The organism is Neisseria sp. P0020.S003, from assembly GCF_051957095.1.
GTDB lineage: Bacteria > Pseudomonadota > Gammaproteobacteria > Burkholderiales > Neisseriaceae > Neisseria > Neisseria subflava.
On sequence record NZ_JBQCWU010000017.1, the window covers coordinates 22876 to 45868 of the forward strand.

Below are 22993 nucleotides of genomic sequence, written 5' to 3' on the forward strand. Positions count from 1 at the left end.
TCATTTGTTAACGCATTTATAACGCTTTATGTTTAATAATGCAAATTATTTTTATTTTTTAATAACCCTATATTTATTAAGATTTTTTAAAAGAAAATAACGAACGTAATCAATAAAAACTAAAAGGCCGTCTGAATTTTATTTTTTCAGACGGCCTTAAAAACAGTAACTAATTGTAAATAAATAATAAAAAAGTTCCATAGTATAAAATTCTCTATCAGTTATATTTTCAAAATTTATCAAATTTAAAAGGTTGATTTACAACAAAAATTAAAACCGCCTTATCTTTTATAGTTGGCATATTGCTGGTGCAATCAGCAATCCATGACATAACAAACGCATAACAAAGGAACCCTCCTATGCCACGTTTAAAATTCCACCAAATCGCTTTGGCTTTGGCCGTTTCTGCCGCGCTGACCGCCTGCGGCGAGAAAACGGCTCAAACAACCGAAACCCCTCAAGCGGCTTCTGCCGCGAGCGCTGCCGATGCTGCCGCAAGCACCGCCGCTGTTTCGGCCCCTCAAAATTCCGCCGATGTTTCTGCCGAAGACAAAGCCCTGTTGGAACGCGCGCAAACCGTGTTGAAATGGCCAACGCGACCGAAGCCGATGCCGCCGCAAAAATCGCCGGTATCCCTGAATACCAAGAGAAATTCAAAGCCGCATTCCCTGAAGACGGCGCGGTTTCCTTCAAAAACATCACCGCCGCATTGGGCGCGTTTGAACGTACCCTGCTGACTCCGACCCGTTGGGACGACTACCTGAAAGGCAACGTATCTGCCCTGAGCGAACAAGAACGCAAAGGCGTACGCGCATTTATGGACAACGGCTGTATCGCTTGTCACAACGGCGTCAACTTGGGCGGTACCATGTTCCAAAAATTCGGTTTGGTGGATGGTCCTTACTGGAAACACATCGACGATCCAAAACACGACAAAGGCCGTGCGGACGTAACCAAAAAAGCCGAAGACGAATTCTTCTTCCGTGTTCCCGGCTTGAGAAACGTTGAACGTACCTATCCATACTTCCACAACGGCAGCGTTTGGGAATTGGATAAAGCCGTCAACATCATGGCGAAAGCCCAATTGGGTAAAACTCTGGCTCCGGAAGAAACTGAAAACATCGTTGCCTTCTTGAAAGCCCTCTCCGGCAATGTTCCTGAATCTGCCCGAACCATGCCTGAGCTGCCTGTATCCACCGATGTCAAATCCCGACCTGACAACAAATAAGGTTTAGCACAAAACAAAGGCCGTCTGAAAATCCGTTTCAGACGGCCTTTTTGTTGCCGGGCATATAGTCGGCTTTGTTTCACGATTCCGCACAATATGGTAATCTTGAGCCGATTTTCACCATACATCCGAAAGGAACATCATGAGCCTGATTATTGAAGACTTGCAAGAAGGCCACGGCAAAGAAGCCGTCAAAGGCAAAGAAATCACCGTACATTACACCGGCTGGTTGGAAGACGGTACCAAATTCGACTCCAGCCTCGACCGCCGTCAACCGCTGACCATCACTCTGGGCGTCGGCCAAGTGATTAAAGGTTGGGACGAAGGCTTCGGCGGCATGAAAGAAGGCGGCAAACGCAAGCTGACCATTCCTTCCGAAATGGGCTACGGCGCACACGGTGCCGGCGGCGTGATTCCTCCGCACGCGACTTTGATTTTTGAAGTCGAGCTGCTGAAAGTGTACGAATAAGCATTTGACGCTTCAAAAGACCGAGGCCGTCTGAAACCCTGTTTTTCAGGTTTCAGACGGCCTGTTTTTATCAAGATTCGGTATAATGCCTGTTTTACAAACAAACCATTTCCCAAGGAACCCTCATGCTTTTACCCGAACAAGTCAAAACCCTGATTGAAGGCGTTACCCCTTGCGAACACGTCGAAGTCGAAGGCGACGGCCATCACTTCTTCGCCGTAATCGTTTCCTCTTCCTTTGAAGGCAAAGCCCGCCTCGCCCGCCACCGCCTGATTAAAGACGGACTCAAGCCGCAACTCGAAAGCAACGAATTGCACGCGCTGTCGATTTCCGTTGCCGCCACGCCGGCCGAATGGGCGGCCAAACAGGCTTAATTCGGAATCAAGCAAAAGGCCGTCTGAAACTTCAGACGGCCTTTTTGCATTCAAACCCAAGCAGCCTCAGCTTCCGGCCTGCATCTGTTTTTTCGGGAAAAACTGCACCACGTTCTCCCCTTGCGGCAACACCAATTTCTTCACGGCATGGCCGTACACGGTTTCAAGCGTGATGTTCAGACGGCCTTCGTTGGCAAAAATCTTATCCACAGCTTCCTTGGCCGCCTGCGGATTGCTGAACTTCAACGCATTCCACAATCCCAAGGTTTCCATGTCCTGCCAAAACGTCCCGGCTTTTTTATAGCTCAACTCAAGCTTGGCCGTGTCGGTTACCGGATCGTAAAAGCCGTTGTCGGCGAGCATATCGCCCAAGTCGTGCATATCAATCAGCGTGGGCGCTTCGCATTCGATGCCTTCATGGTTCAGACGGCCTGTCAGCTCAGTCAGGCTGTCGCGGCCAAAGTGCGTGAAAAACAATAATCCGTCGGTTTTCAAAGCAGCGGCCCAGTTTTTCAATACCGGCAAAATATCGTCGGCGCGGCTGAGGCTGAGGTTGGCCCACAGCATATCGGCGGCGGCTTCAGGCAGCGGCGCGGTCAGGGCTTGGCAATGTTGCGGAATGGTTTTGCCGGTCAGCTTCTGCCAGAAACCGCCTTTGCGCGCGGCGGCGGCGGTTTTCAAAAAGTCGGCATTCGGATCGTATTCTTCAAACACGGCGTCGGGATAACGCGCGGCCAGCAGGCTGCGGCTGATGTCGGCATCGGCACCAATCAGCATGATGCGTTTGGGTGCATTGCGGACCAGCTGCAGGCGCTCGTCGGTGTCTTGGGCGAGATGGCGGTGAATTTGCCAGCGTTTGTCTTGTTCGGTCATGGTGGGTCGTGTCAGCGGGCTTTGCCCGACAATATTCTGTTTTTATGGTTGATGTCTGTTTCAGACGGCCTTTTCGACAAAATTGCGGTAGGTTTCGGCAAATTCGTCGGCATGGCTTAAAAAGGGCGCGTGTGCGGCTTTGTCGATAAGGACCAGCTCGCTGTCGCTCAAATGGCGGTGTAAATATTCGCCCATGCGCGGCGGCGTAATGGCATCTTTCTGTCCAAACACCAGCAATGACGGCGTTTGAATACGCGGCAACAGCGGACGCGCGTCGGCATGGTTGACCGCTTCAAGCGCGGCCTGTAAGGCGGAAGGCGTGCCGCAACGCGCCAAATCGGGCAGCACCCGGTTTAAGATTTCGCCGGAATTCGGCGTGTGCAGCAGTTGCAGTTGTAGAAACTGTTTAATATGTTTGGCATAATCCTGCTGGAATGCGCCGACCATCTTGCCCAAGGCAGGTTGCGCCAAACCTTCGGGATAATCCGTGTCGGCAGTCAATCGGGCAAAACTTGCCGTCAGGCAGAGCGATCGGATTTTGTCGGGATAAAGCGCGGTCAGATACAGGGCAACCAGTCCGCCCAGCGACCAGCCGAGAATGTGTGCCGGCGTGTCGATTTGTCCGGCGAAGGCTTCGGCAACGGCGGCAATATCAAACGGCTCGGTAAAAGGCGCATCGCCGTGTCCGGGCAAATCAAGCGCGCGGACGTCCCAACCGGCAGGCAGGCGCGGTATCAAATCGTCGAATACATGGCGGTTCGCTGCCCAACCGTGTATCAGATAAACTTTTTTGGTGGAGTGTGGCATGAATGTTCTTTCTTGGTGGCGCAATTTGAAACGGCTCAATGCGCGACGTTGCGTATTATGCCACGATTCCGTTTCAGACGGCCTTTGCCGAGGCTGCGCAAACGATTTGACGGAATATTTTATCGACGCGGCACAAAGCTGTCCTTTGTGTTTCCGCCCTGTCGCGGGCAGGGCGGTGTGCGGCAGTTGCCAGAAAAAGCCGCCCGCATTTGATAGAATGTGGGCCTCGCTGTATTACGAACCGCCTGTCAGCAGCATGATACGCGAGCTGAAACACTTGGCCGACTTGGGCATGAGCCGTCCGTTGGCGGATTTGATGTGCCAAAACGCACCGGACTGGCTGGCGACGGAACACTTCGATTTCGTCCTACCCATGCCTTTGAGCAAAGAGCGGCGGCTCAAGCGCGGATTCAACCAAAGCGAGGCGTTGACGGATATTTTGGCAAAACGCTACGGCTGGACGCTGCTGCCGCGCCACGCGGTTTTCAGACGGCATGGCGAGCCGCAAAGTACGCTGAAAAGCGACGAACGTCGGCGAAATATCAAGAATGCATTTAAAATCAAAGCCGAATTGCCGAAGGCGTGTAATATTCTGTTAATTGACGATGTCTTCACCACCGGTTCGACTTTGGACGAATTGGCGAAAACGCTGAAAAAATCAGGCGCAGGTAAGATTTTTTGCTGGAGCTTGGCGCGGCCGCCAATGAAAAAATAGCTTAAAGTTTTTGACACCCATGGAACATTTCGGCATTATGCCACTCTATAAGTGATTGATTTATATGTTTACCATAGTTTTGTACCAACCCGAAATCCCGCCCAATACGGGCAATATCATCCGCCTGTGCGCCAATACCGGTGCCGATTTGCACTTGGTCAAGCCGCTTGGGTTTCCGCTGGATTCATCCAAAATGAAACGCGCGGGCTTGGATTATCACGAGTTTGCCAAACTGACGGTACATGAGAATTTCGAAGACTGCCTCAAGGCACTCGAAGGCCGCCGCATTTTCGCGCTGACCACCAAAGGCTCTACCCGCCCCGACGAAGTTTCCTTCCGCGAAGGCGACGTGTTGCTGTTTGGTCCCGAAACGCGCGGCCTGCCTGCCGAGATTCTCGACAGCCTGCCTGCCGGACAAAAAATCCGCCTGCCGATGATGCCCGGCAGCAGGAGCATGAATCTTTCCAATACTGTCGCCGTTATTCTGTTTGAAGCATGGCGACAAAACGGTTTTGCCGGCGGCGTATAGCAGGCCGTCTGAAACCGCTGCGTTATCAACTCAAGAACGGAACCCGTTTTGACTTTTACCAAAAAAACCCTCCTTTCCTTAGCCGCCGCCACCATCGGCGTCCTTTCCATCAATGCCGCCGTCGCCGACAGCGTGGTCCGAGTCGAAAAACTGCATCCTTCTGCCAACCGCAGTTATAAAGTTGCCGGCAAACGCTACACGCCGCTGACCAAAGTTTCCTCTTTCAGCCAAACCGGCAAAGCCTCATGGTACAGCAGCCAATTCCACGGCCGTAAAACTTCCAGCGGCGAGCGTTACAATATGAACGCCCTTTCCGCCGCCCACAAAACCCTCCCTATTCCCAGCTACGCACGCGTGACCAATATGCAAAACGGCAAAAGCGTCATCGTCCGCGTCAACGACCGAGGCCCTTTCCACGGCAACCGCGTCATCGATGTTTCCAAAGCCGCCGCCCAACAATTAGGTTTCATCAACCAAGGTACGGCCAACGTCAAAGTTGAGCAAATCATCCCCGGCCAAACCGCTGCTCAAACCATTATTTCCCCAAACAACAAAGAATTTTTTGTTGATTTGAAATCCTTCGGTACCGAACGCGAAGCACAGGCTTATTTGAACCAAACCGCACAAAGCCTGCCGTCGGACAGCAAAGTCATGCTTGAAAAACGCAACTACGAATACGTTGTCAAAATGGGTCCGTTCAGCAGCCAAGAACGTGCCGCCGAAGCAGGCGAACGCGCCCGTCATCTGAACCTGGCATCCGCCATCTGATTTCGTCCGCGTTACCGCTGAAGTTTGATACAATACAAGGCCGTCTGAAACCCGATTGCAAGGTTTCAGACGGCCTTTTTTAATCACAGGGGAACACCATGATCAGCAGGCTCACAGGCAAATTGATTGAGAAAAATCCGCCGCAGGTCGTTATCGACGTCAACGGCGTCGGTTATGAAGCCGACGTTTCCATGCAGACTTTCTACAACCTGCCTCCCGTTGGCGAAACCGTCCATCTTTACACCCAGCTTGTCGTCCGCGAAGACGCGCATTTGCTGTTTGGATTCGCCTCGGCCGAGGAACGCGCCACCTTCCGCCAACTGGTCAAAGTTAGTGGCATCGGTGCCAAAACCGCATTGGGCATTTTGTCGGCCATGAATGCCGACGAGCTGGCGCAAGCTATTGCCGAAGAAGACGTCAAACGCCTCTCTTCCGCCCCCGGCATCGGCAAGAAAACCGCCGAACGCATGGTGTTGGAACTGCGCGGCAAACTCGTGTCCCATACCGTTTCAGACGGCCTGTTTGTCCCTGCTGCCGTTGCCGACGAAAGCCAAGACATCATCAACACCCTGCTTGCCCTCGGATACAACGAACGCGAAGCCAAAGCCGCCACCAAAGGCATTCCCAAAGGTACGGAAGTCGGCGAAGGCGTGCGCCTGGCCTTGAAAAACCTGCTCAAATAAGGCCGTCTGAAACATGAAAACCGCCGTCCTGAGTGCCGCTTTGCTTCTAAGCGCGTGCGTTTATACCGAGACCCCGTACGGGCGCACCGCCGTCTTAGATCTGCCCGTCCACTCGCAAACCACCGTCAACAAAACCGTGACCATCAACGCCCCGCCCGGGACGACCGTCATCTATCAAGACAGCGAACCCGTTCACAACAATCCGGCCTATCCCGTTTATCCCCGCCGGGTTTATCGTTATCGATAAACAATGCTGACCGTTTGAAACCATAGGTTCAGACGGCCTGTTGAGAGACCAGCCATGAAATACATCCTTCCCCTGCTTTTACTCCTGAGCGCCTGCACACCGGACACCAAGACCACGGATGCCGCATCCGCCCCCAAAACACACGGCTTTGCACACCGCCTGACCGAAGGCGAAAAACTGCTGACCCAAGCCCTCATCAAACAAGACCTCGCCGCCTACTTCAAACACGAAACCGGCGGCGCATTTGCCGAACAAGCCCCCTTATTCTCGGCCCAACAACTTGCCGAACAGAAAAACATCCCCCAAAACGATGCCATCGGCGTTTACGGCAAAATCATCAAAACCCAAGGCCGCACCGCCTGGCTGCAAACCGACAAGCAAACCCTCAAACTCGATTTGGCCGAACCGCTGCAAGAAGCAGAAGGCGAAGTTACCCTCGTCTGCCAACATGAAAACACCGCATTCCAAGACTGCCAAACAGAAGCAAATTTCGCCCGACGCTTTACCGAACAAATCTTCTCGGCGGTCGAGTCCGGACGCGTATCCGCCCAAACAGACGCACCGGCCGAAGAAATCATGGCCGGCCGCCTCATCCCGTTTTTGAGTGCCGCCAGCGACTTTACCGGCAACTTCAAAGCCTGCGCCACCACCATGACCGAATACTGCACCAGCCGCCTGGCACGCGAAATGCCCGAATCCGCAGTCCGCAAAAAAGCACAGGAATTGGGTTTGACCGAAATAGCATTTAAAAAGAAAAAATAAATATTTAGGCCGTCTGAACCCTATGGCGGCTGTGTTATAATCCGCACCTCATACAGGTCGGACAGACAGTCGCCGCGTATCGCGTAAGGCATACGGGGAGGAAAGTCCGGGCTCCACAGAGCAGAATGCCGGCTAACGGCCGGGCGCGGCAACGCGACGGAAAGTGGAACAGAAAGCAATACCGCCGATGATTGCCTTCGGGCAAAACAGGTAAGGGTGAAAAGGTGCGGTAAGAGCGCACCGTGCATTTGGTAACAAAGCGCAGCAGGCTAAACCCCATTCGGAGCAAGACCAAACAGAACGCGATGACGCTGCTCGCCGAGCGTTCGGGTAGGTTGCTTGAGCACACCAGCAATGATGTGCCTAGAGGAATGACTGTCCGCGACAGAACCCGGCTTACCGTCCGAGCTGTATGTCCCCATACCGCGGCAGGTTTTAAAAACCTACCGCATTTTTATAGAAATAAAAAGGCCGTCTGAAACCTGAATCTTGGTTTCAGACGGCCTTTTTTTAAACCACTGTTTATGGACGGTATTCCGGTTTCATGCCGTTGGGCAGGAGTTGCCATACATAGCCGGTGGTTTTCATTTTGCCGGCCACTTCGCCTGCTTCGTCGCCATAGCCCCAGAAATAATCCACACGGACCGCGCCTTTAATCGCGCTGCCGGTATCTTGCGCCATAATCAGGCGGTTGAGTGCTTTTTGGGTGGTCGGGTGGGCAGTGGCGACAAATAATGGTGCGCCAAGCGTGATGTAGTGGCGGTCTATGGCACCGGCGTATTCGCCCATCAACGGCGTACCCAATGCGCCTACCGGGCCGGAATCACTGCTGCCGGTCAGCTCGCGGAAGAAGACGTAGCTTGGGTTTTGTCCCAAAACTTCGGCAAGGCGGCCGGGGTTTTGCTTCATATAGGCCTTGATGCCCTGCATGCTGGTCTGACCCAGCGGCAGATAGCCTTTGTCCGCCATATAGCGGCCGATGGAAACATACGGATGTTCGTTTTTATCGGCAAATCCGACGCGGATGTATTTGCCTGACGGCGTTTTCAGACGGCCTGAACCTTGAATGTGCATAAAGAAAAGTTCGACCGGATCATCTGCGTAACCCAAAATTAGTGCTTTGCCGTTAAGCGCGCCGCCGTTAATTTGGCTGCGGGTGTAGTAAGGAACGAAACGGCTGCCTTCAAAACGGCCTTTCAGCGCAGTGCTGCGTGCTGTAATCGGGAATCTGGACAAGTCGGCCGTGTATGTGCCGCTATTGTCGATGACGCCGCTGTTTTGGCCGGTTTGGCGGATGCGGACGGTGGCTTTGCTGCCTCTCAAGTTTGCAGCCAGCGGAACAGAAACAAAATCGTTCGGAATGCCGTAAATAGGGAAACGGGATTGGCTTGTGGACTTGTCGTCGCCGTGAAGGACCGGTTCGTAATAGCCGGTAATGGTGCCGGCAGGATTGCCGCCGTTATCGACGCGCCATGCGGTGAAATAGCGTTCAAAGAAGTGTTTGGCTTGGAAATGGTGCGCCGGCGTTTGCATGGCTTGGATACAAACGTCCTGCCAGCCTTGGCGATTTTTAAGTTTTTCACAACCTAAGCGGAAAGATTGCAGGCTTTGGGCGAAGTGTTGGGTGCTCCAGTGCGGCAGTTCGTTGTAGGAAACAACGGTGTAGTTTGCTCCTCCCCCGCTCACTGTCGTACCGATGGGGTCAGGCGTACCGGTGGAGCGGTCAGGGCCTTTGATAACGCTGGTGTCGGTTTCGGGAAGGTTTTTAATGCTTTTGCTCGGACAGGCGGCAAGAATGGCCGCGGCAATGCTGACGAGCGTAATGCGGTACAGGTGTTTTTTCATGGAATCAATAGCGTGTCGAAAGGCCGTCTGAAAACTATTTTTCAGACGGCCTATGTTGGAAAGTGCTGATTTTAACACAAAAAAGTCATTTATCGGCGCGGCGGTAATTGGACGACAACCGTATCGGCCAGCATATCGTAGAGCGTGCGGCGGTCGCGTTTGACGGAGAAGAGCATGATAAAGTTGATGAAAGTCATAAGCAGAGAAACCAAATCTCCGCCTGTTTCATTTACTGCCAACATTACCGCAATGACTATAATACCGACAATAAATGCCCAAGCCACTTCGCGTATCAAAACCGTACCACCGAAACCCGGATTGCTCCCGTCACTTTTTAACACCCGTATGCCCATAATTTTTTTACCTAAAGACTGACCGTCCCGGCTCATGTAATACAGTTGGAAGATACCAAAAACCAAATAGACAGCCAAAGAAATAAAAAATGTTATAACAGCATATTCAGGGGTATTAGAAAGAGAAGATTCCGAAACCAATTCTTCGCTTTCATCAAAAGTGAAAACTACCATCACAATGAATGGTACCCATATCAAAACATTAAATAAATTATTCAACAAATATGCCGTAACCCTCGCCCCCGGCGAAGCAATATGGACATCCACTATTTCCGTTTTAGGCAAATCCGACAAATTGATTTCGCTCATTTAATCTTCCTCTGTGCTATTTAATGAGATGCAATTTCATTGCCATCTTAACCTATTTTTCCATCATTCTAAAAAATTTCGATAAAAACCTTTACATTTTCCGCAGACGGCGTTAAAACACTTGTTTTCCCCTTTTTTATAGTGGGTTAACAAAAATCTGAACAAAGCGGCAGGCGATGCCGTTCCGATTTTTGTTAATGCACTATAAAACTTATCAGGATTTTCTTCTTAAGGAGTAGCACATGAAAGTAGGTTTCGTCGGCTGGCGCGGTATGGTCGGCTCTGTTTTAATGCAGCGTATGAAAGAAGAAAACGACTTCGCCCACATTCCCGAAGCGTTTTTCTTTACCACTTCCAACGTCGGCGGTGCTGCCCCTGATTTCGGTCAGGCAGCCAAAACATTGTTGGATGCCAACGATGTTGCCGAATTGGTAAAAATGGACATCATCGTTACCTGTCAGGGTGGCGATTACACCAAATCCGTCTTCCAACCCCTGCGCGACAGCGGCTGGAACGGATACTGGGTTGACGCGGCTTCTTCCCTACGCATGAAAGACGATGCGATTATCGTCCTCGACCCTGTCAACCGCAACGTCATCGACAACGGCCTCAAAAACGGCGTGAAAAACTACATCGGCGGCAACTGCACCGTTTCCCTGATGCTGATGGCTTTGGGCGGTTTGTTCCAAAACGATTTGGTCGAATGGGCAACCAGCATGACCTACCAAGCCGCTTCCGGCGCGGGTGCGAAAAACATGCGCGAACTCATCAGCGGCATGGGCGCGATTCACGCCCAAGTGGCAGACGAGCTTGCCGACCCTTCCAGCGCGATTCTCGACATCGACCGCAAAGTGTCCGATTTCCTGCGCAGCGAAGACTATCCGAAAGCCAACTTCGGCGTACCGCTCGCCGGCAGCCTGATTCCGTGGATTGACGTGGATTTGGGCAACGGCCAGTCCAAAGAAGAATGGAAGGGCGGCGTGGAAACCAACAAAATCCTCGGCCGCAGCGACAATCCGACCGTAATCGACGGCTTGTGCGTACGCATCGGCTCTATGCGATGCCACAGCCAAGCCCTCACCCTGAAGCTGAAAAAAGACCTGCCTGTTTCTGAAATCGAAGCCATCTTGGCAGGTGCAAACGACTGGGTGAAAGTCATCCCTAACGAAAAAGAAGCCAGCATCCACGAGCTGACTCCTGCCAAAGTTACCGGTACGCTGTCTGTTCCTGTCGGCCGTATCCGCAAACTGGAAATGGGCGGCGAATACATCAGCGCGTTCACTGTCGGCGACCAACTCTTGTGGGGCGCTGCCGAGCCGTTGCGCCGCGTATTGCGCATTATCTTGGGCAGCCTGTAATTTAGGTTGGCATGAAAAAAGCAACAAGGCCGTCTGAACCTTTTCAGACGGCCTTGTTTCCTATTCTTTCTTACCGGCCAAACCGATTTCTTTGGTGGAATCGCCAACTTTGATTTGCGCCTTACCGGCAATTTCTTCAGCCTGCGGACCGAAGAGTTTCAAATCATAACGGCCGTTTTCCACGCCGTTCAAACTGGTTTTACCGCTGATGGCGGCTTTACCATTGTTATTGGCAATGCCTGCGGCAAGCAGGTCGACATTATTGTGGGAAGCCATGCTGCTGATTTTGCCGTAACCTTGTTTTTTATCGAAATCGACGGTGTATTTCAGACGGCCGCTGCGGTCATCGCCGTTAAACGCAATGCCCGAATACTGATAGCTGCCTTGTTTGGGCAAATTGCGGTAAGCGGTTTCATCGCCTTGGACTTCGCCGACGGTGAATGTGTATGTATCGAGGTTTTGCAGCTTGCCCGCGTTATCGGCTTTTTGTTTGGCGTAACGCGCGGCAACAGCGGAATAATTTTGTTTATACACTTGGAAGTCGCCCGTTTCCAAAGTGATGACTTGGCCTTTTACCTTAATTTTTTGGGCGTAGTCGTAAGAGGACACTTTATCGGTTTTCAAAAAGCCGGTATCGAGTTTGCCGCCTTTTTGCAGGGTTTGCGTTTTACCGTTGGCCGTCAGCTCCAACGTACCGTTTTCAGGGACAGATTCGTTCAATTCAATGGACAACACGCCTTTCGGATGCGGATTGAGCGGTTTGGTCAGGGCATTCGACAAGCCGCTTGTTGCGCCACCGCAGGCAGCCAACATCAAAGACAGGGAAGCAGTCAAAGCAGAAATGCGGAGGGTTCTCATCATTTTTTCCTTTCCTTTTTATTTGGTATGATATTTATTATATACCTAAAAAAATAAACAATAAATGATTTTTGTCAAAATTAAGCATTTTAAATATCTATTTCATAAATATTGAAACATTTTTAAAACAACGGATATTCCCTTAATCCAGCATCCATTCCGCTATAATCATTTTATTTTGCAAACGGACTTCATTATGCCGAAAATCACCCTTATCGCCGCCTACGCCGCCCGCCGCTGTATCGGCATCAACAACACCATGCCTTGGCATTTGCCCGAGGATTTTGCCTTTTTCAAATCCTACACCATCGGCAAACCCGTCATTATGGGCCGCAAAACATGGGAGTCGCTGCCGCGCAAACCGCTGCCCGGCCGTCAAAACATCGTCATCACCCGCCAAGATTATCAGGCCGAAGGCGCGCAAACGGCGGCTTCTTTGGAAGATGCGCTGGCTTTGTGTCAGGGGGTTGAAGAAGTCATCATCATGGGCGGCGCGCAAATTTATGCACAAGCCCTGCCGATTGCCACGGATTTGCGTTTGACCGAAGTCGGTTTGGATGTGGACGGCGATGCGTTTTTTCCTGAGTTTTCCACAGAAACATGGCAAGAAGCCTCTCGGGAAAACCATGTTTCCGCCAAAGGCATAGAATACGCGTTTGTGCATTATGTGAAGGCATAATCCGACAACGCAAAGGCCGTCTGAAACCCTGTTTTTCAGGTTTCAGACGGCCTTTTTATTTCGTTTGTTTACGGCATACCTTTAAGCCGTTTTGTTCTTCAAAGGCAGCTTGATATGCGGTTTGGCCGGCTTGGGCGCTTCTTTCAGTCCAAGTTCGATTTGCTGCTCTTCGCTCAACAAATTGCTCCAGTCGCCTTTTTTATACCAGTCGCGGCCGTCCAACTCGATGGGATGTTGGATGCGTTCGCAGCCGTTGCCGCATTGTAGATCGTCTTCTTTGCAGTATTTGTCGCAACCCCAGCAGATACGCTCGGGATTTTTCGGGAAAATGGGAAATTTCTTGGCCATGGTGTTCTTCTTTTGTTTGTGTGCGGTACGGGCAGAATTATAAGTGATTTAAATGGGGCTGGCGGCGGGTTTATCGTGTTTTACGCTGATTTTTTAAGATGTGTTAACCTTTCAGACGACTTATACTATAAAAACTATCCCTATGCGGTACAACAAGAGGATCTGATATGAATATATGCCGTCTGAAGCCTGAATTTGTCGAGCCTTTAGCCTTCGCGCTGTTTGAAGAATGGCACGATTTTGCGCCGTGGTCGTCTCTGGACAAAATCCGTGCGTATTACGCGCAGTGCCTCGATGGGGATGATTTGCCGATGGCGTTTGCGGCTGTGGATAAGGAAGGGCGGCTAATGGGTTCGGCGGCATTGAAGCGATTTGATATGGCGTGTTTTCCCGAATACGAATATTGGCTGGGCGATGTGTTCGTTTTACCGCAATTTCGCGGTTTGGGTGTGGGCAAACAGCTGGTTTCGTTTTGTCTGGATAAAGCACGCGAACTGAGTTTGCCGCATCTGTTTCTCTATACGCCGGATGTGCAGGCCGTGTATGAAAAGTTCGGCTGGAAAGAAATCACCCAGACTTGGCACAACGGGGAAACCGTATCCGTCATGAAATTGGATTTATAGCTTGAAAAGAATAAAAGGCCGTCTGAACATTTGGTTTCAGACGGCCTTTGTTTTTTTAAATTATCCACAACTACCCTATCCGTTTAAACGGCGGCAGACAGGCCAATAATTGTTGGCCGTAGCGTTGCGTTTTGACGCGGTTGTCAAGGATAGTCACGCGGCCGTAATCCTGTTCGGTACGGATAAGGCGGCCGACGGCTTGGATCAGTTTGATGCTGGCTTCGGGAACGGTGATTTCGATAAAGGGATTGCCGCCGCGTTGTTCAATCCAACGGTTTTGGGTTTTCTCGATGGGATTGTCCGGCATGGCAAACGGCAGCTTGGCAATAATGACTTGCACGCATGCCGTACCGGGCAGGTCGAGGCCTTCGGCAAAACTGTCGAGGCCGAAAATAATGCTGGCTTTACCTTCGGCAATGGCTTGATGGTGTCTTTGTAAAAGAACGGCCTTGGGCAACTCGCCTTGTACAAGCAGAAGCGGCAAGTATTCGTCAGGCAGTCGCAAGGCGACATCCTGCATTTGCTTGCGCGAGGAAAACAACACCAGCGTGCCGATGGCTTCAACCGGCGAAACCAGCTTCGGCAACCATTCGACAATGGCGGCCGTATGCGCATCAGGGTCTTTCGGGCTGGCATGAACCGGCGGAATATACAGCTCGCCTTGCGCATCGAAATTAAACGGGCTTTCCAAAGCAAGCGTGGTGGTTTCGGGCAGCCATAATAGGCCGGTTTGGCGCAAAATCAGGTTGAAGCTGCCGAGCGATTGCAGGGTGGCCGAAGTCAGCACCGCGCCTGCCGCGCGCCGCCACAGGCTATTGGCAAGGTGGGATGCGCTGCTGATGGGGCTGGCGTTGAAAATATAGTCGTTTTTGTCGTCGGCACGGCGGGTTATCCATTTTGCCAACGGCTCTTCGCCTTCAATGGGAACGGTGGAAAGCAAATCCCAAACCGCGCTGATTTGTTCAATACGGGCGATAAAAAGGCCGAATTCGCTGGTCAGGCGGTCGAGGAGCGCGCCGTCCTGCTCTTTTTCGCGGCGCGCGGCGGAAAGCGCATCGTTCAGCCCGACAACGTGTTTGAGCAGGCTGCGCGCGGCAATAGCCGTATTGGAAACTGTGGTTTCCAGGCCTTCGGGGATTTTGCCGTCTTCCCACAGCCAAGTCGGTTCGTTGTGTTTCCGCCTGTCGTTTTCAGACGACCCCAGACTTAAAGATGGCTCTTCCGCCAAATGGAACTGCCATTCGTGCAGGCTGTCGAGCAAGGATGTGGCAGCTTCGTCGGCAAGGTTGGCAAGTTCGGCTTTATCGGTAAGCGCGGCAATTTTGCCGGTCAGCTGCGGCAGTTTTTCCAGTGTCCAAACGGCAATATTCCATGAATGTTCGGCGGCAAAGCGGCTGAGGGCTTTTTTGGGCAGGTGGTGCGCTTCGTCTATGCAATAGAAACTGTTTTCGGGCGCAGGCAGAATCACGCCGCCGCCCATGCTGATGTCGGCAAGCAGAAGGTCATGGTTGGCAACGACGACATCGACGGTTTCCAAGACATCGCGCGCCAGGTAAAACGGACATTCCGCACGGTTGGGACAGGCGGATTTCAGGCAGCCGTGGCGGTCGTTGGTAACTTTGAGCCAAATCGCGTCATCGATTTTTTCCGGCCAAGCGTCGCGGTCACCATTAAAACGGCGGGCAGAAAATTCATCGGCAATGTCACGCAGCAGGTTCAATTCTTCCGGCTTGGGTTTGCTGTCCCACAACACTTCCGTCGCTTCAAAACCAAGCAGGTTTTGCTGGGCGTTGTTTTGCGTCAGTTGATAGAGTTTGTAAGGGCAAAGATAACGGCCGCGCCCTTTGGCAAGCGCAAAGGTCAGCTCCAAACCGCTTTTTTCGACCAGAAACGGCAAATCGCGGTCAACCAACTGCTCCTGCAAGGCCACCGTCGCGCTGCTGACAATCAACCGTTTGCCGCGTGTTTGCGCCATAATGCCGCCGGCCAAAAGGTAGGCCAATGATTTACCCACGCCGGTCGGCCCTTCGATCACGGCAATGCTCTCGCCCTCGCGTTTGGGCGCTTCTTCGCCTTCTTCACGCGTCAACGTCCGCGAAAAAGCGTTGGCAATCGCCGCAATCATTTCCCGTTGCGAAGCGCGCGGACGGAAACCGGGCAGGTTTTTGCCGATATTTTGGTAATGGTCGCGGATGGCGTTTTTTTCTAAATCGGTGAGCATGGTGTTTTGTACGGCGGTAGAAGTGGGCTTATTTTAACATTGCACGGAAGCGGTACAATATCGTTGTCGGAATGGGGGAAGGTAAACCGTGTGGACGTGGTTGGTTTTTTGGTTGCAGCGTTTGAAATACCCGTTGTTGCTTTGGATTGCGGATATGCTGCTGTACCGGTTGTTGGGCGGTGCGGAAATCGAATACAGCCGTTGCCCTGTGCTGCCAATGACGGATTGGCAGCATTTTTTGCTGGCGATGGGAACGGTGTCGGCTTGGGTGGCGGTGATTTGGGCATATCTGATTATTGAAAGTGAAAAAAGCGGAAGATATTGAGTCATTCGGACACAATGCCGTCTGAAACGGAAGTTCAGACGGCATTTGTTTTAGGTTGCCGTACCGCTTAGGGAATACCGGCGACAGGATAGGTGGGACGGCTGCGATGGCCTCTAAGGTAACGGGTTCTTTGACGATTCAGGTACTGTTCGATCAGCTGCCAATCAATCACTTGATCCAGCTTCAATAGTGGGAAGCGGTCGATGTGTTTGGCAATCATGGCTTGGGCGGTTTGTTGGAAGAAGGTGGTCATGAGAAATCCCCTAAATGTCTTGGTGGGGATTTAGGGGATTTTGCAAAGGTCTCAGGTTGGCGTTCAGACGGTGTTTCTATTAAAAACGTACCTCAAGTTTGAAACGCATTGCAAAAAACACCGCTGTATATCCGTTCAAACAGCACTTTTTTTGATGAAAAATCAATATAGTAAATCATTGCATGGCGTGTTTTACCTTGCCTTCTATGATAAAATACACGCATTTTTTGCAGAGCAGTTGTTTCAACTCATCATAAATATGAACAAAAAACCCACCTACATCAGTTTATTTAGCAGTGCAGGCGTTGGTTGCTATGGTTTTAAAACCAATGGTTTTGAATGTGTAGCAACCAACGAACTTTTAGAAAAACGCCTAAAAATCCAAAAATATAATCAAAAATGCCGCTTTGATTCAGGTTATATTGCTGGCGATATTACCCTGCCTGAAACCCAAGCCAAACTGTTTGCCGAAATTCGACGCTGGAATACTGAAATTGATGTTGTGATTGCCACACCACCTTGCCAAGGAATGTCGGTTGCCAACCATAAAAAAAATAATGAAATGGCAAGAAATTCTTTGGTCGTGGAATCAATCAAAATCGTTCGGGAAGTTCAGCCCAAATTTTTTATTTTTGAAAACGTCAAAGCCTTTTTAAATACACCCTGCACCGATACCGATCATCAAGAAAAGCCGATTGAGGAAGCCATTTGGTCAAATTTGGGCGGACATTACAACATTCTATCCAACGTACTAAATTTTAAAGATTATGGTGCAAATTCCAGTCGTACCAGAACGCTGGTGATTGGCGTACGAAAAGATATTCATCACATTACGCCGTACGATATTTTCCCCAAGCAAACACCGCCAAAAACCTTGCGTACATTGCTGGCTGACCTACCGCCTTTAATGCAAATGGGCGAAATTAGCGATGATGATATTTACCATAGCTATCGCGAATTTGATCGCCGTATGTTGTCATGGATTGCACAGCTTAAAGAAGGCGAGTCAGCTTTCCAAAATACTGATCCTGCACGCATTCCCCATCAAATTAAAAATGGTGAAATTATCTACAATCAAAACAAAAATGGAGACAAATACGCCCGTTGGTTTTTAGATCGTGAGGGTCCGTGCATCCATACCCGTAATGACATTTTAGCCAGCCAAAACACCATCCACCCCACTGAAAACCGTGTATTTTCCGTGCGTGAACTCATGCGTATGATGTCAATTCCGCCATCATTTAAATGGACGGCACAAGATGAAAAACAGCTTAATGCACTGTCATTTGATGAGAAAAAAACCTTTTTGAAAAAAGAAGAGCTGAATATCCGCCATTGTATCGGTGAATCTGTGCCAACCGCTGTTTTGGCCAATGTCGCACAAAACATTCAGGCAGCCTTGCAACAGTCCGAACTGTCAATGACGGAAATTCAAAATTTAATCAAACGAGAAAATTTATCCCTTGCCGATAATCTCTACCGATTTATTGAGCAACATTTTGACGCATATCCATTCAGTCGGCTTTTGCAAATTGCTGAATACGCTAATGCTGCCCGTAGCGAAACGGCTGCTTATTTTACCCGTATTGATATTGCTTTCGGACTGGTTAATGCTCTTCCTGATTTCAAAAAGAAAAAAAACTTACGGATTTTAGAACCCTCTGTCGGCATTGGTAATTTCATTCCACTACTGGCAAAAAAATATGCAGACAAAGAAAAAGTTATTTTTGATTTAGTGGATATTGACTCAAACAGTTTAAATCTCCTGTCATTGCTGCTGAAAAAATTAAATTTAGGCAGTAAATTTGAGTTCAATATTATTCATCAGGATTTTTTAACCGCAACGCTGCCTGAAAACTATGATCTAGTCATCGGCAATCCACCATACGGCAAAGTTAAGGCAAGTGATAAAAATTTGGCACTATACCGTAAAAATGCTACCAATAAAGATACGCAAAATATTTTTTCATTTTTTATTGATAAGGCTCTGACGCTCAGTAAAACCGTGGCTTTGGTTGTTCCCAAAAGTGTGATTAACGCCCCCGAGTTTCAAATAACCCGACAACAACTTATCACAGCCAATATCAACCGCATTATTGATTACGGCGAGAAAGCATTTAAAGGCGTAAAAATAGAGACGATTGCCTTTATTGCCGATCAAACCGACAAAGACAATCAACATATTACGATAGAAAGCCATATCCAAGAAACGTTGATACAAAACTGTAAAAACTATTTTTTTTCTGATAATTTCCCTTATTGGTTGATTTATCGTAATAGTGAATTTGATCAAATTGCACAAAAATTGGAATTTAATGTATTTCAATCATTCCGAGATCGCCAAATTACCAAATCGCATACACAGAATAGTGGCAATGTTCGGGTTTTAAAATCCCGTAATATCGGTAACAACGAGATTATTGATATTGAGGGCTATGATAGTTATGTGGATTCAGTTGCCCCTTTTTCTGTCGGCAAATTTATTAACCGTAAAAATGTCGTGATGATTCCCAATCTGACTTACAAACCTCGGGCAGCATTTTTGCCTGAAAACAGTATTGCTGATGGCTCGGTTGCCCTACTGACAATGAAAAAACACGAAAAAATCCTAACCCAACGAGATCTCGCATACTATGCAACTCCCGAATTTGAGCAGTTTTACCGTGTTGCCCGTAATTATGGTTCTCGTTCAATGAATATAGACAATCATTCTGTGTTTTTTTTCGGATTGCTAAAAGATTAGAGGAGTAAAAAATGAATATGGAAAATTATTTTTCTAACTTAAATTTAGATATCAGAACACATAAACTCGGCACATTTACCGATCAAAAAGTAACCCCGGATGTATTATGTGCCGTAGCAGAATGTATCAGCGAATATGTTGAAAAGATTGGAGAAATATTTAGTATTAACGATATTCGTTATTCAGATTATGCCGAATATATCGCCACCGCCGTATTTAAAAAACCATCCATTGAAAATGCCGGTAGCGAATACAATAAATTTTTTTCACAACCGATTAAAATGCTGAGCTATTGTGGCGTATTAAGCGAAGAAAAGTTTTCTAGATACTATCGGTACGGCGTACAGAATAATAAAATCCTGCAATATATTGCCAATCGTGAAAGAAATGCCCTAAATTTCATCCAAGCATTTAGTGAAAAATTATTAAAAGACAGTGGTATTTATCCAAAATTTGCCGATTTTTTTGCCCAGCCTAATAAAAATACGTTTGAAAGTATGAAAACGGCGTTTACCGATCTTGTTATCCAAAACACACCCAAAAATACCGAAGTAGAAGTTCGCCGTATTTTTACCAAAATCATTAATCCATTGGCTTATAAACATAATACTTTTGGCACAAGAAAAGGGAGTATTTCCAATACCCCCATTACATTAGACGAGCTTTATTACAATCGCCTAAACTGGCGAGATAAAGGCAAAGAAAAATCGCTCACTCGCAAAGAAGCTCAAGCTCTATTTGCCGATAGTGCAAATGCCGCAAATTTGAATTATTTAGTTAATAAAGCCAAAAAATTTGTCAAAACGCTACACAAAACCAGCGAAGTTCAACGTTTTGATCCCACAGAAGCCAATCAGGCACATCATATTTTTATGGCAAGCGAATTTCCTGATTTAGCATCGCTGCCTGAAAATCTGATTTGCCTGACACCAAACCAGCATTTCAATTTTGCTCACCCAAGCAATAAAACCGCCGTTATTGACAAACATTACCAGCGTATTTGCCTGATGGCGAAATTGGACAGTATTGAGCAAGATAACCGTGCTAATACAGGCAATTACGATTACCATGAATTTATTCATGTACTCAATACAGGATTTAATACAGATCAGTTTGATGTTTCTATGAGTTACGAAACATTGAAGCATCGTATTTTAATGTTTGATTTTTAAATAAATATTTTAAAAATAAAAAACACGAATCTCATGAAGCGGATTCGTGTTTTAAATTAGAATTTACATATTCGCACCAGCATCAAATTCTGCATGAAATTGAGACGGAATATTTGCTTTTATTGTTGAAAGATTTTGTTTTCCACCAGAAACAAAACCTAACTGAGATAGCATTTCAAAAAGCTCATTACAATTTAGCCTATATGCAATATTACCTACGCCTGCCGTAAATTTAAATCCTAGTGGCACAAAAATATTTTGTGCTTTACTTGAGAAAAACTGTATACGTCCCTCATCACCCCAAGCACCTTGCACACTATTTTTTTCAAAAACCAAATTTACATCATTAGGATGATTTGCCAAATAGCCGATAAACTTGTAAAGGTCCTTTTCATCACAATTGATTTGATGATTTCGACCTAATGTAATATTCATTAATTATCTCCTTAATAAATTAATTTTAATGATAGATTCCCCAAGATTTTCATCTTATCAGTATCTATTGCTGAATTATAAGAATTGAAACTCCTATGTCAACGTCCGACCAAAAAATTCTCCGAGCTTGTCGCTGATTTGGTTGACATATTCAGGTTGAGACCTTTGCAAAGTACCTCTCTTCACCTTTTCGCTGACAGTCGAAACCCAAACACAGGTTTTCGGCTGTTTTCGCCACAAATCACTCCTAATTCTACCTAAATACCCCCTTAATCCTCCCCGGATACCTGATAATCAGGCATCCAAGGGGGATCAGGGTAGAATCAGTGGATATTTGAAACAAAAACAGCCGAAAACCTGTGTTTGGGGTTTCGGCTGTTGGAAGGAAAGGAATTTTGCAAAGGTCTCATGCTGTTTTCCTAATACATTGATGTTTAAATCGCTATATAATAATTATTATCAACTAACGCGTATATTTTAAATCCTTTATCCTGATTTAGATTTTATAAATCGATATTTTATTTTTGATAGGAATTTTATGAACCCGCTCCATATTGTCGTCCTCGACCGCGATACCCTCGTCAACCGCCCGTTTGATTTTGATTTTCCACATACATTGAGCAGCTACGGCACAACCGAAGCGCACGAAACGCTGGAGCGCATCCGCGGTGCGGACATTGTGATTACCAACAAAGTCGTGATTTCCGCCCAAGCATTTGCCGAAAATCCACAACTCAAGCTAGTTGCCGTTACCGCGACAGGCGTCAACAATGTGGACGTTGAGGCTGCCAAACAAAATGGCACGGCAGTATGCAATATCCGCGCTTACGGCAATGAATCCGTGGCAGAACACGCGTTTATGATGATGATTACCCTGATGCGCAACCTGCCTGCCTATCAGCGAGACGTTGCAGCAGGCTTGTGGGAAAACTCGCCGTTTTTCTGCCACCTCGGCGCACCGATGCGCGATTTAAACGGTAAAACGCTGGCGATTTTCGGTCGCGGCAATATCGGTAAAACGCTGGCAACTTATGCTCAGGCTTTCAAAATGAATGTCGTTTTCGCCGAACATAAAAATGCCCAAAGCGTCCGCGACGACTATGTTTCCTTTGATGAAGCCATCCGTTCTGCCGATGTCGTATCGCTTAATTGCCCACTTACGTCGCAAACGGCCAACATGATAGGCGAAGCCGAATTGCAGCAAATGAAACCCGGCGCCATCCTCATCAACTGCGGACGCGGCGGCTTGGTTGATGAAGCCGCTTTGGTTGCGGCGTTGAAATACGGCCAAATCGGCGGGGCAGGTTTTGACGTATTGACACAAGAGCCACCGCGCGACGGCAACCCTCTGCTGAAAGCCCGACTGCCCAATCTCATCGTCACGCCACACATTGCATGGGCAAGCCAAGAGGCCGCCAACCGCCTGTTTGACATCCTTGTGGACAACATCAACCGCTTCGTCGCAGGCAATCCGCAGAATCTGGTTTGATGCCGAATATGCGAGAGGCTTGTTGATAATTTTGTGAACAATTTAAAAGGTCGTCTGAAAATTTTCAGACGACCTTTTTGTATATTGATATTTTTCAATAGATTAGGTTTGATTTGATTAAATTGGAGCGGGGTTCGGATTGTGGATAAGTTGTGAACAATCCGTGGATTTTATTAAAAACCGATGTTTTGAAACGGCAAAGGTCGTCTGAAACCTGAATCTTAGTTTGAACTGGCCCCCAAATCTTGGACACTCATAAAAGCCTATTCAGGCACTTTGTGTAAGCTGGGTTCTATATGCGACAGGACTCAGCTTTTTCAATTTCAAACTGCAACGCTCCCGGTTGTAGTAATCCATATAGTCATCTATCTGTTTCATCAATTCGTCCACCGTCAATTCACCTGCGTTATAGAAACACTCCGTCTTCAACACCGCAAAGAAACTCTCCATCGGCGCATTGTCCCAACAATTCGCCTTTCGCGACATGCTTTGAATCATGGAATGCTCCGCAAGCAATTCCCTATACC

Annotated in this window: 24 protein-coding genes, 1 other RNA gene and 2 pseudogenes; 17 read left to right on the forward strand and 10 right to left on the reverse strand. The window is 48.4% G+C overall.

From position 1 onward, the window contains the following. Positions 1 to 562: 562 nt before the first annotated feature. From ACTHTQ_RS09080 to ACTHTQ_RS09090, 3 genes and pseudogenes are all read left to right on the forward strand, one after another. Positions 563 to 1228: pseudogene (locus ACTHTQ_RS09080) on the forward strand (cytochrome-c peroxidase); the annotation flags it as partial. A gap of 139 nt (positions 1229 to 1367) precedes the next feature. Then, on the forward strand, positions 1368 to 1697 hold the full coding sequence (locus ACTHTQ_RS09085) for an FKBP-type peptidyl-prolyl cis-trans isomerase (protein WP_094192864.1): 330 nt from the start codon (positions 1368 to 1370) through the stop codon (positions 1695 to 1697). A 125-nt stretch (positions 1698 to 1822) separates the two neighbouring features. Beyond that, on the forward strand, positions 1823 to 2071 hold the full coding sequence (locus tag ACTHTQ_RS09090) for a BolA family protein (RefSeq protein ID WP_003686612.1): 249 nt from the start codon (positions 1823 to 1825) through the stop codon (positions 2069 to 2071). A gap of 66 nt (positions 2072 to 2137) precedes the next feature. Here ACTHTQ_RS09090 and ACTHTQ_RS09095 read toward each other — a convergent pair whose 3' ends face one another. Continuing rightward, entirely contained in the window at positions 2138 to 2944 is an 807-nt protein-coding gene (locus ACTHTQ_RS09095; RefSeq protein ID WP_314513172.1) for a methyltransferase, read from the reverse strand. A 60-nt stretch (positions 2945 to 3004) separates the two neighbouring features. Beyond that, positions 3005 to 3751: a pimeloyl-ACP methyl ester esterase BioH gene (gene bioH, locus ACTHTQ_RS09100; RefSeq protein ID WP_440363717.1), complete on the reverse strand. Its 747-nt coding sequence runs from the start codon at positions 3749 to 3751 to the stop codon at positions 3005 to 3007. On the opposite strand from bioH, the gene ACTHTQ_RS09105 reads away from it, so the two are divergent. The 7 genes from ACTHTQ_RS09105 (at position 3750) to rnpB (ending at position 7870) form a co-directional block, all read left to right on the forward strand. Next, complete coding sequence (locus ACTHTQ_RS09105) at positions 3750 to 4466, forward strand: ComF family protein (protein WP_440363718.1); 717 nt, start codon at positions 3750 to 3752, stop codon at positions 4464 to 4466. The two genes, bioH and ACTHTQ_RS09105, sit on opposite strands and share 2 nt — an antisense overlap. A 64-nt stretch (positions 4467 to 4530) precedes the next feature. Continuing rightward, positions 4531 to 4995, forward strand: a complete 465-nt coding sequence (trmL, locus tag ACTHTQ_RS09110) for a tRNA (uridine(34)/cytosine(34)/5-carboxymethylaminomethyluridine(34)-2'-O)-methyltransferase TrmL (RefSeq protein ID WP_036492475.1) — start codon at positions 4531 to 4533, stop codon at positions 4993 to 4995. Positions 4996 to 5043: 48 nt separating this feature from the next. Beyond that, the gene (locus ACTHTQ_RS09115; RefSeq protein ID WP_440363719.1) at positions 5044 to 5763 is read left to right on the forward strand and encodes a septal ring lytic transglycosylase RlpA family protein; all 720 of its coding nucleotides are present in this window, start codon (positions 5044 to 5046) and stop codon (positions 5761 to 5763) included. A 98-nt stretch (positions 5764 to 5861) separates the two neighbouring features. Beyond that, positions 5862 to 6446, forward strand: a complete 585-nt coding sequence (ruvA, locus tag ACTHTQ_RS09120) for a Holliday junction branch migration protein RuvA (RefSeq protein WP_440363720.1) — start codon at positions 5862 to 5864, stop codon at positions 6444 to 6446. A gap of 13 nt (positions 6447 to 6459) precedes the next feature. Continuing rightward, positions 6460 to 6693, forward strand: a complete 234-nt coding sequence (locus ACTHTQ_RS09125; protein ID WP_440363721.1) for a methionine-binding protein — start codon at positions 6460 to 6462, stop codon at positions 6691 to 6693. A gap of 54 nt (positions 6694 to 6747) precedes the next feature. Next, positions 6748 to 7455: a hypothetical protein gene (locus tag ACTHTQ_RS09130; protein WP_440363722.1), complete on the forward strand. Its 708-nt coding sequence runs from the start codon at positions 6748 to 6750 to the stop codon at positions 7453 to 7455. 53 nt (positions 7456 to 7508) lie between these two features. Further along, an RNA gene (gene rnpB, locus ACTHTQ_RS09135) (RNase P RNA component class A) lies at positions 7509 to 7870 on the forward strand. A 107-nt stretch (positions 7871 to 7977) separates the two neighbouring features. Here rnpB and mltA read toward each other — a convergent pair. Both mltA and ACTHTQ_RS09145 read right to left on the reverse strand, forming a co-directional pair. After that, positions 7978 to 9300, reverse strand: coding sequence for a murein transglycosylase A (gene mltA / locus ACTHTQ_RS09140; RefSeq protein ID WP_440363731.1), 1323 nt, complete (start codon positions 9298 to 9300; stop codon positions 7978 to 7980). Positions 9301 to 9389: 89 nt separating this feature from the next. Further along, a complete protein-coding gene (locus tag ACTHTQ_RS09145; RefSeq protein ID WP_440363723.1) occupies positions 9390 to 9962 on the reverse strand; it encodes an RDD family protein in 573 nt (190 codons plus the stop codon). Between the two features lie 242 nt (positions 9963 to 10204). Here ACTHTQ_RS09145 and asd point away from each other — a divergent pair, with 242 nt between their 5' ends. Then, positions 10205 to 11320, forward strand: a complete 1116-nt coding sequence (asd, locus tag ACTHTQ_RS09150; protein WP_308904913.1) for an aspartate-semialdehyde dehydrogenase — start codon at positions 10205 to 10207, stop codon at positions 11318 to 11320. 60 nt (positions 11321 to 11380) lie between these two features. Here the strand turns inward: asd and ACTHTQ_RS09155 are convergent, their stop codons facing one another. Beyond that, positions 11381 to 12178 (reverse strand): factor H-binding protein, encoded by a 798-nt coding sequence (locus ACTHTQ_RS09155; protein ID WP_440363732.1) that lies wholly within the window; start codon positions 12176 to 12178, stop codon positions 11381 to 11383. Positions 12179 to 12374: 196 nt separating this feature from the next. On the opposite strand from ACTHTQ_RS09155, the gene ACTHTQ_RS09160 reads away from it, so the two are divergent. After that, entirely contained in the window at positions 12375 to 12857 is a 483-nt protein-coding gene (locus ACTHTQ_RS09160) for a dihydrofolate reductase (RefSeq protein ID WP_440363724.1), read from the forward strand. An 81-nt stretch (positions 12858 to 12938) separates the two neighbouring features. On the opposite strand, the gene ACTHTQ_RS09165 is transcribed toward ACTHTQ_RS09160, so the two are convergent. After that, a complete protein-coding gene (locus ACTHTQ_RS09165; RefSeq protein ID WP_003686685.1) occupies positions 12939 to 13205 on the reverse strand; it encodes a DUF3079 domain-containing protein in 267 nt (88 codons plus the stop codon). Between the two features lie 167 nt (positions 13206 to 13372). Here ACTHTQ_RS09165 and ACTHTQ_RS09170 point away from each other — a divergent pair, with 167 nt between their 5' ends. Beyond that, positions 13373 to 13828, forward strand: a complete 456-nt coding sequence (locus ACTHTQ_RS09170; RefSeq protein WP_440363725.1) for a GNAT family N-acetyltransferase — start codon at positions 13373 to 13375, stop codon at positions 13826 to 13828. 70 nt (positions 13829 to 13898) lie between these two features. Here ACTHTQ_RS09170 and dinG read toward each other — a convergent pair whose 3' ends face one another. Beyond that, a complete protein-coding gene (dinG, locus tag ACTHTQ_RS09175; protein ID WP_440363726.1) occupies positions 13899 to 16049 on the reverse strand; it encodes an ATP-dependent DNA helicase DinG in 2151 nt (716 codons plus the stop codon). Between the two features lie 88 nt (positions 16050 to 16137). Here dinG and ACTHTQ_RS09180 point away from each other — a divergent pair, with 88 nt between their 5' ends. Then, entirely contained in the window at positions 16138 to 16374 is a 237-nt protein-coding gene (locus ACTHTQ_RS09180; RefSeq protein ID WP_440363727.1) for a hypothetical protein, read from the forward strand. An 82-nt stretch (positions 16375 to 16456) separates the two neighbouring features. On the opposite strand, the pseudogene ACTHTQ_RS09185 reads toward ACTHTQ_RS09180, so the two are convergent. Further along, positions 16457 to 16627 (reverse strand): annotated as a pseudogene (locus tag ACTHTQ_RS09185) (IS5/IS1182 family transposase); the annotation flags it as partial. A gap of 154 nt (positions 16628 to 16781) precedes the next feature. On the opposite strand from ACTHTQ_RS09185, the gene dcm reads away from it, so the two are divergent. Then, positions 16782 to 19370 (forward strand): DNA (cytosine-5-)-methyltransferase, encoded by a 2589-nt coding sequence (dcm, locus tag ACTHTQ_RS09190; RefSeq protein WP_440363733.1) that lies wholly within the window; start codon positions 16782 to 16784, stop codon positions 19368 to 19370. An 11-nt stretch (positions 19371 to 19381) separates the two neighbouring features. Next, positions 19382 to 20542, forward strand: a complete 1161-nt coding sequence (locus tag ACTHTQ_RS09195) for a restriction endonuclease (RefSeq protein WP_440363728.1) — start codon at positions 19382 to 19384, stop codon at positions 20540 to 20542. 63 nt (positions 20543 to 20605) lie between these two features. Here the strand turns inward: ACTHTQ_RS09195 and ACTHTQ_RS09200 are convergent, their stop codons facing one another. Continuing rightward, positions 20606 to 20977 carry a hypothetical protein gene (locus ACTHTQ_RS09200; protein ID WP_002215695.1) on the reverse strand — a complete coding sequence of 124 codons (372 nt, stop codon included), beginning with the start codon at positions 20975 to 20977 and terminating at the stop codon, positions 20606 to 20608. A gap of 538 nt (positions 20978 to 21515) precedes the next feature. Between ACTHTQ_RS09200 and ACTHTQ_RS09205 the strand changes: the two genes are divergently transcribed. Next, a complete protein-coding gene (locus ACTHTQ_RS09205; protein ID WP_440363729.1) occupies positions 21516 to 22466 on the forward strand; it encodes a D-2-hydroxyacid dehydrogenase in 951 nt (316 codons plus the stop codon). 267 nt (positions 22467 to 22733) lie between these two features. On the opposite strand, the gene ACTHTQ_RS09210 is transcribed toward ACTHTQ_RS09205, so the two are convergent. Then, positions 22734 to 22993: transposase (locus tag ACTHTQ_RS09210; protein WP_440363730.1), on the reverse strand; the 260-nt coding region annotated here is incomplete at its 5' end.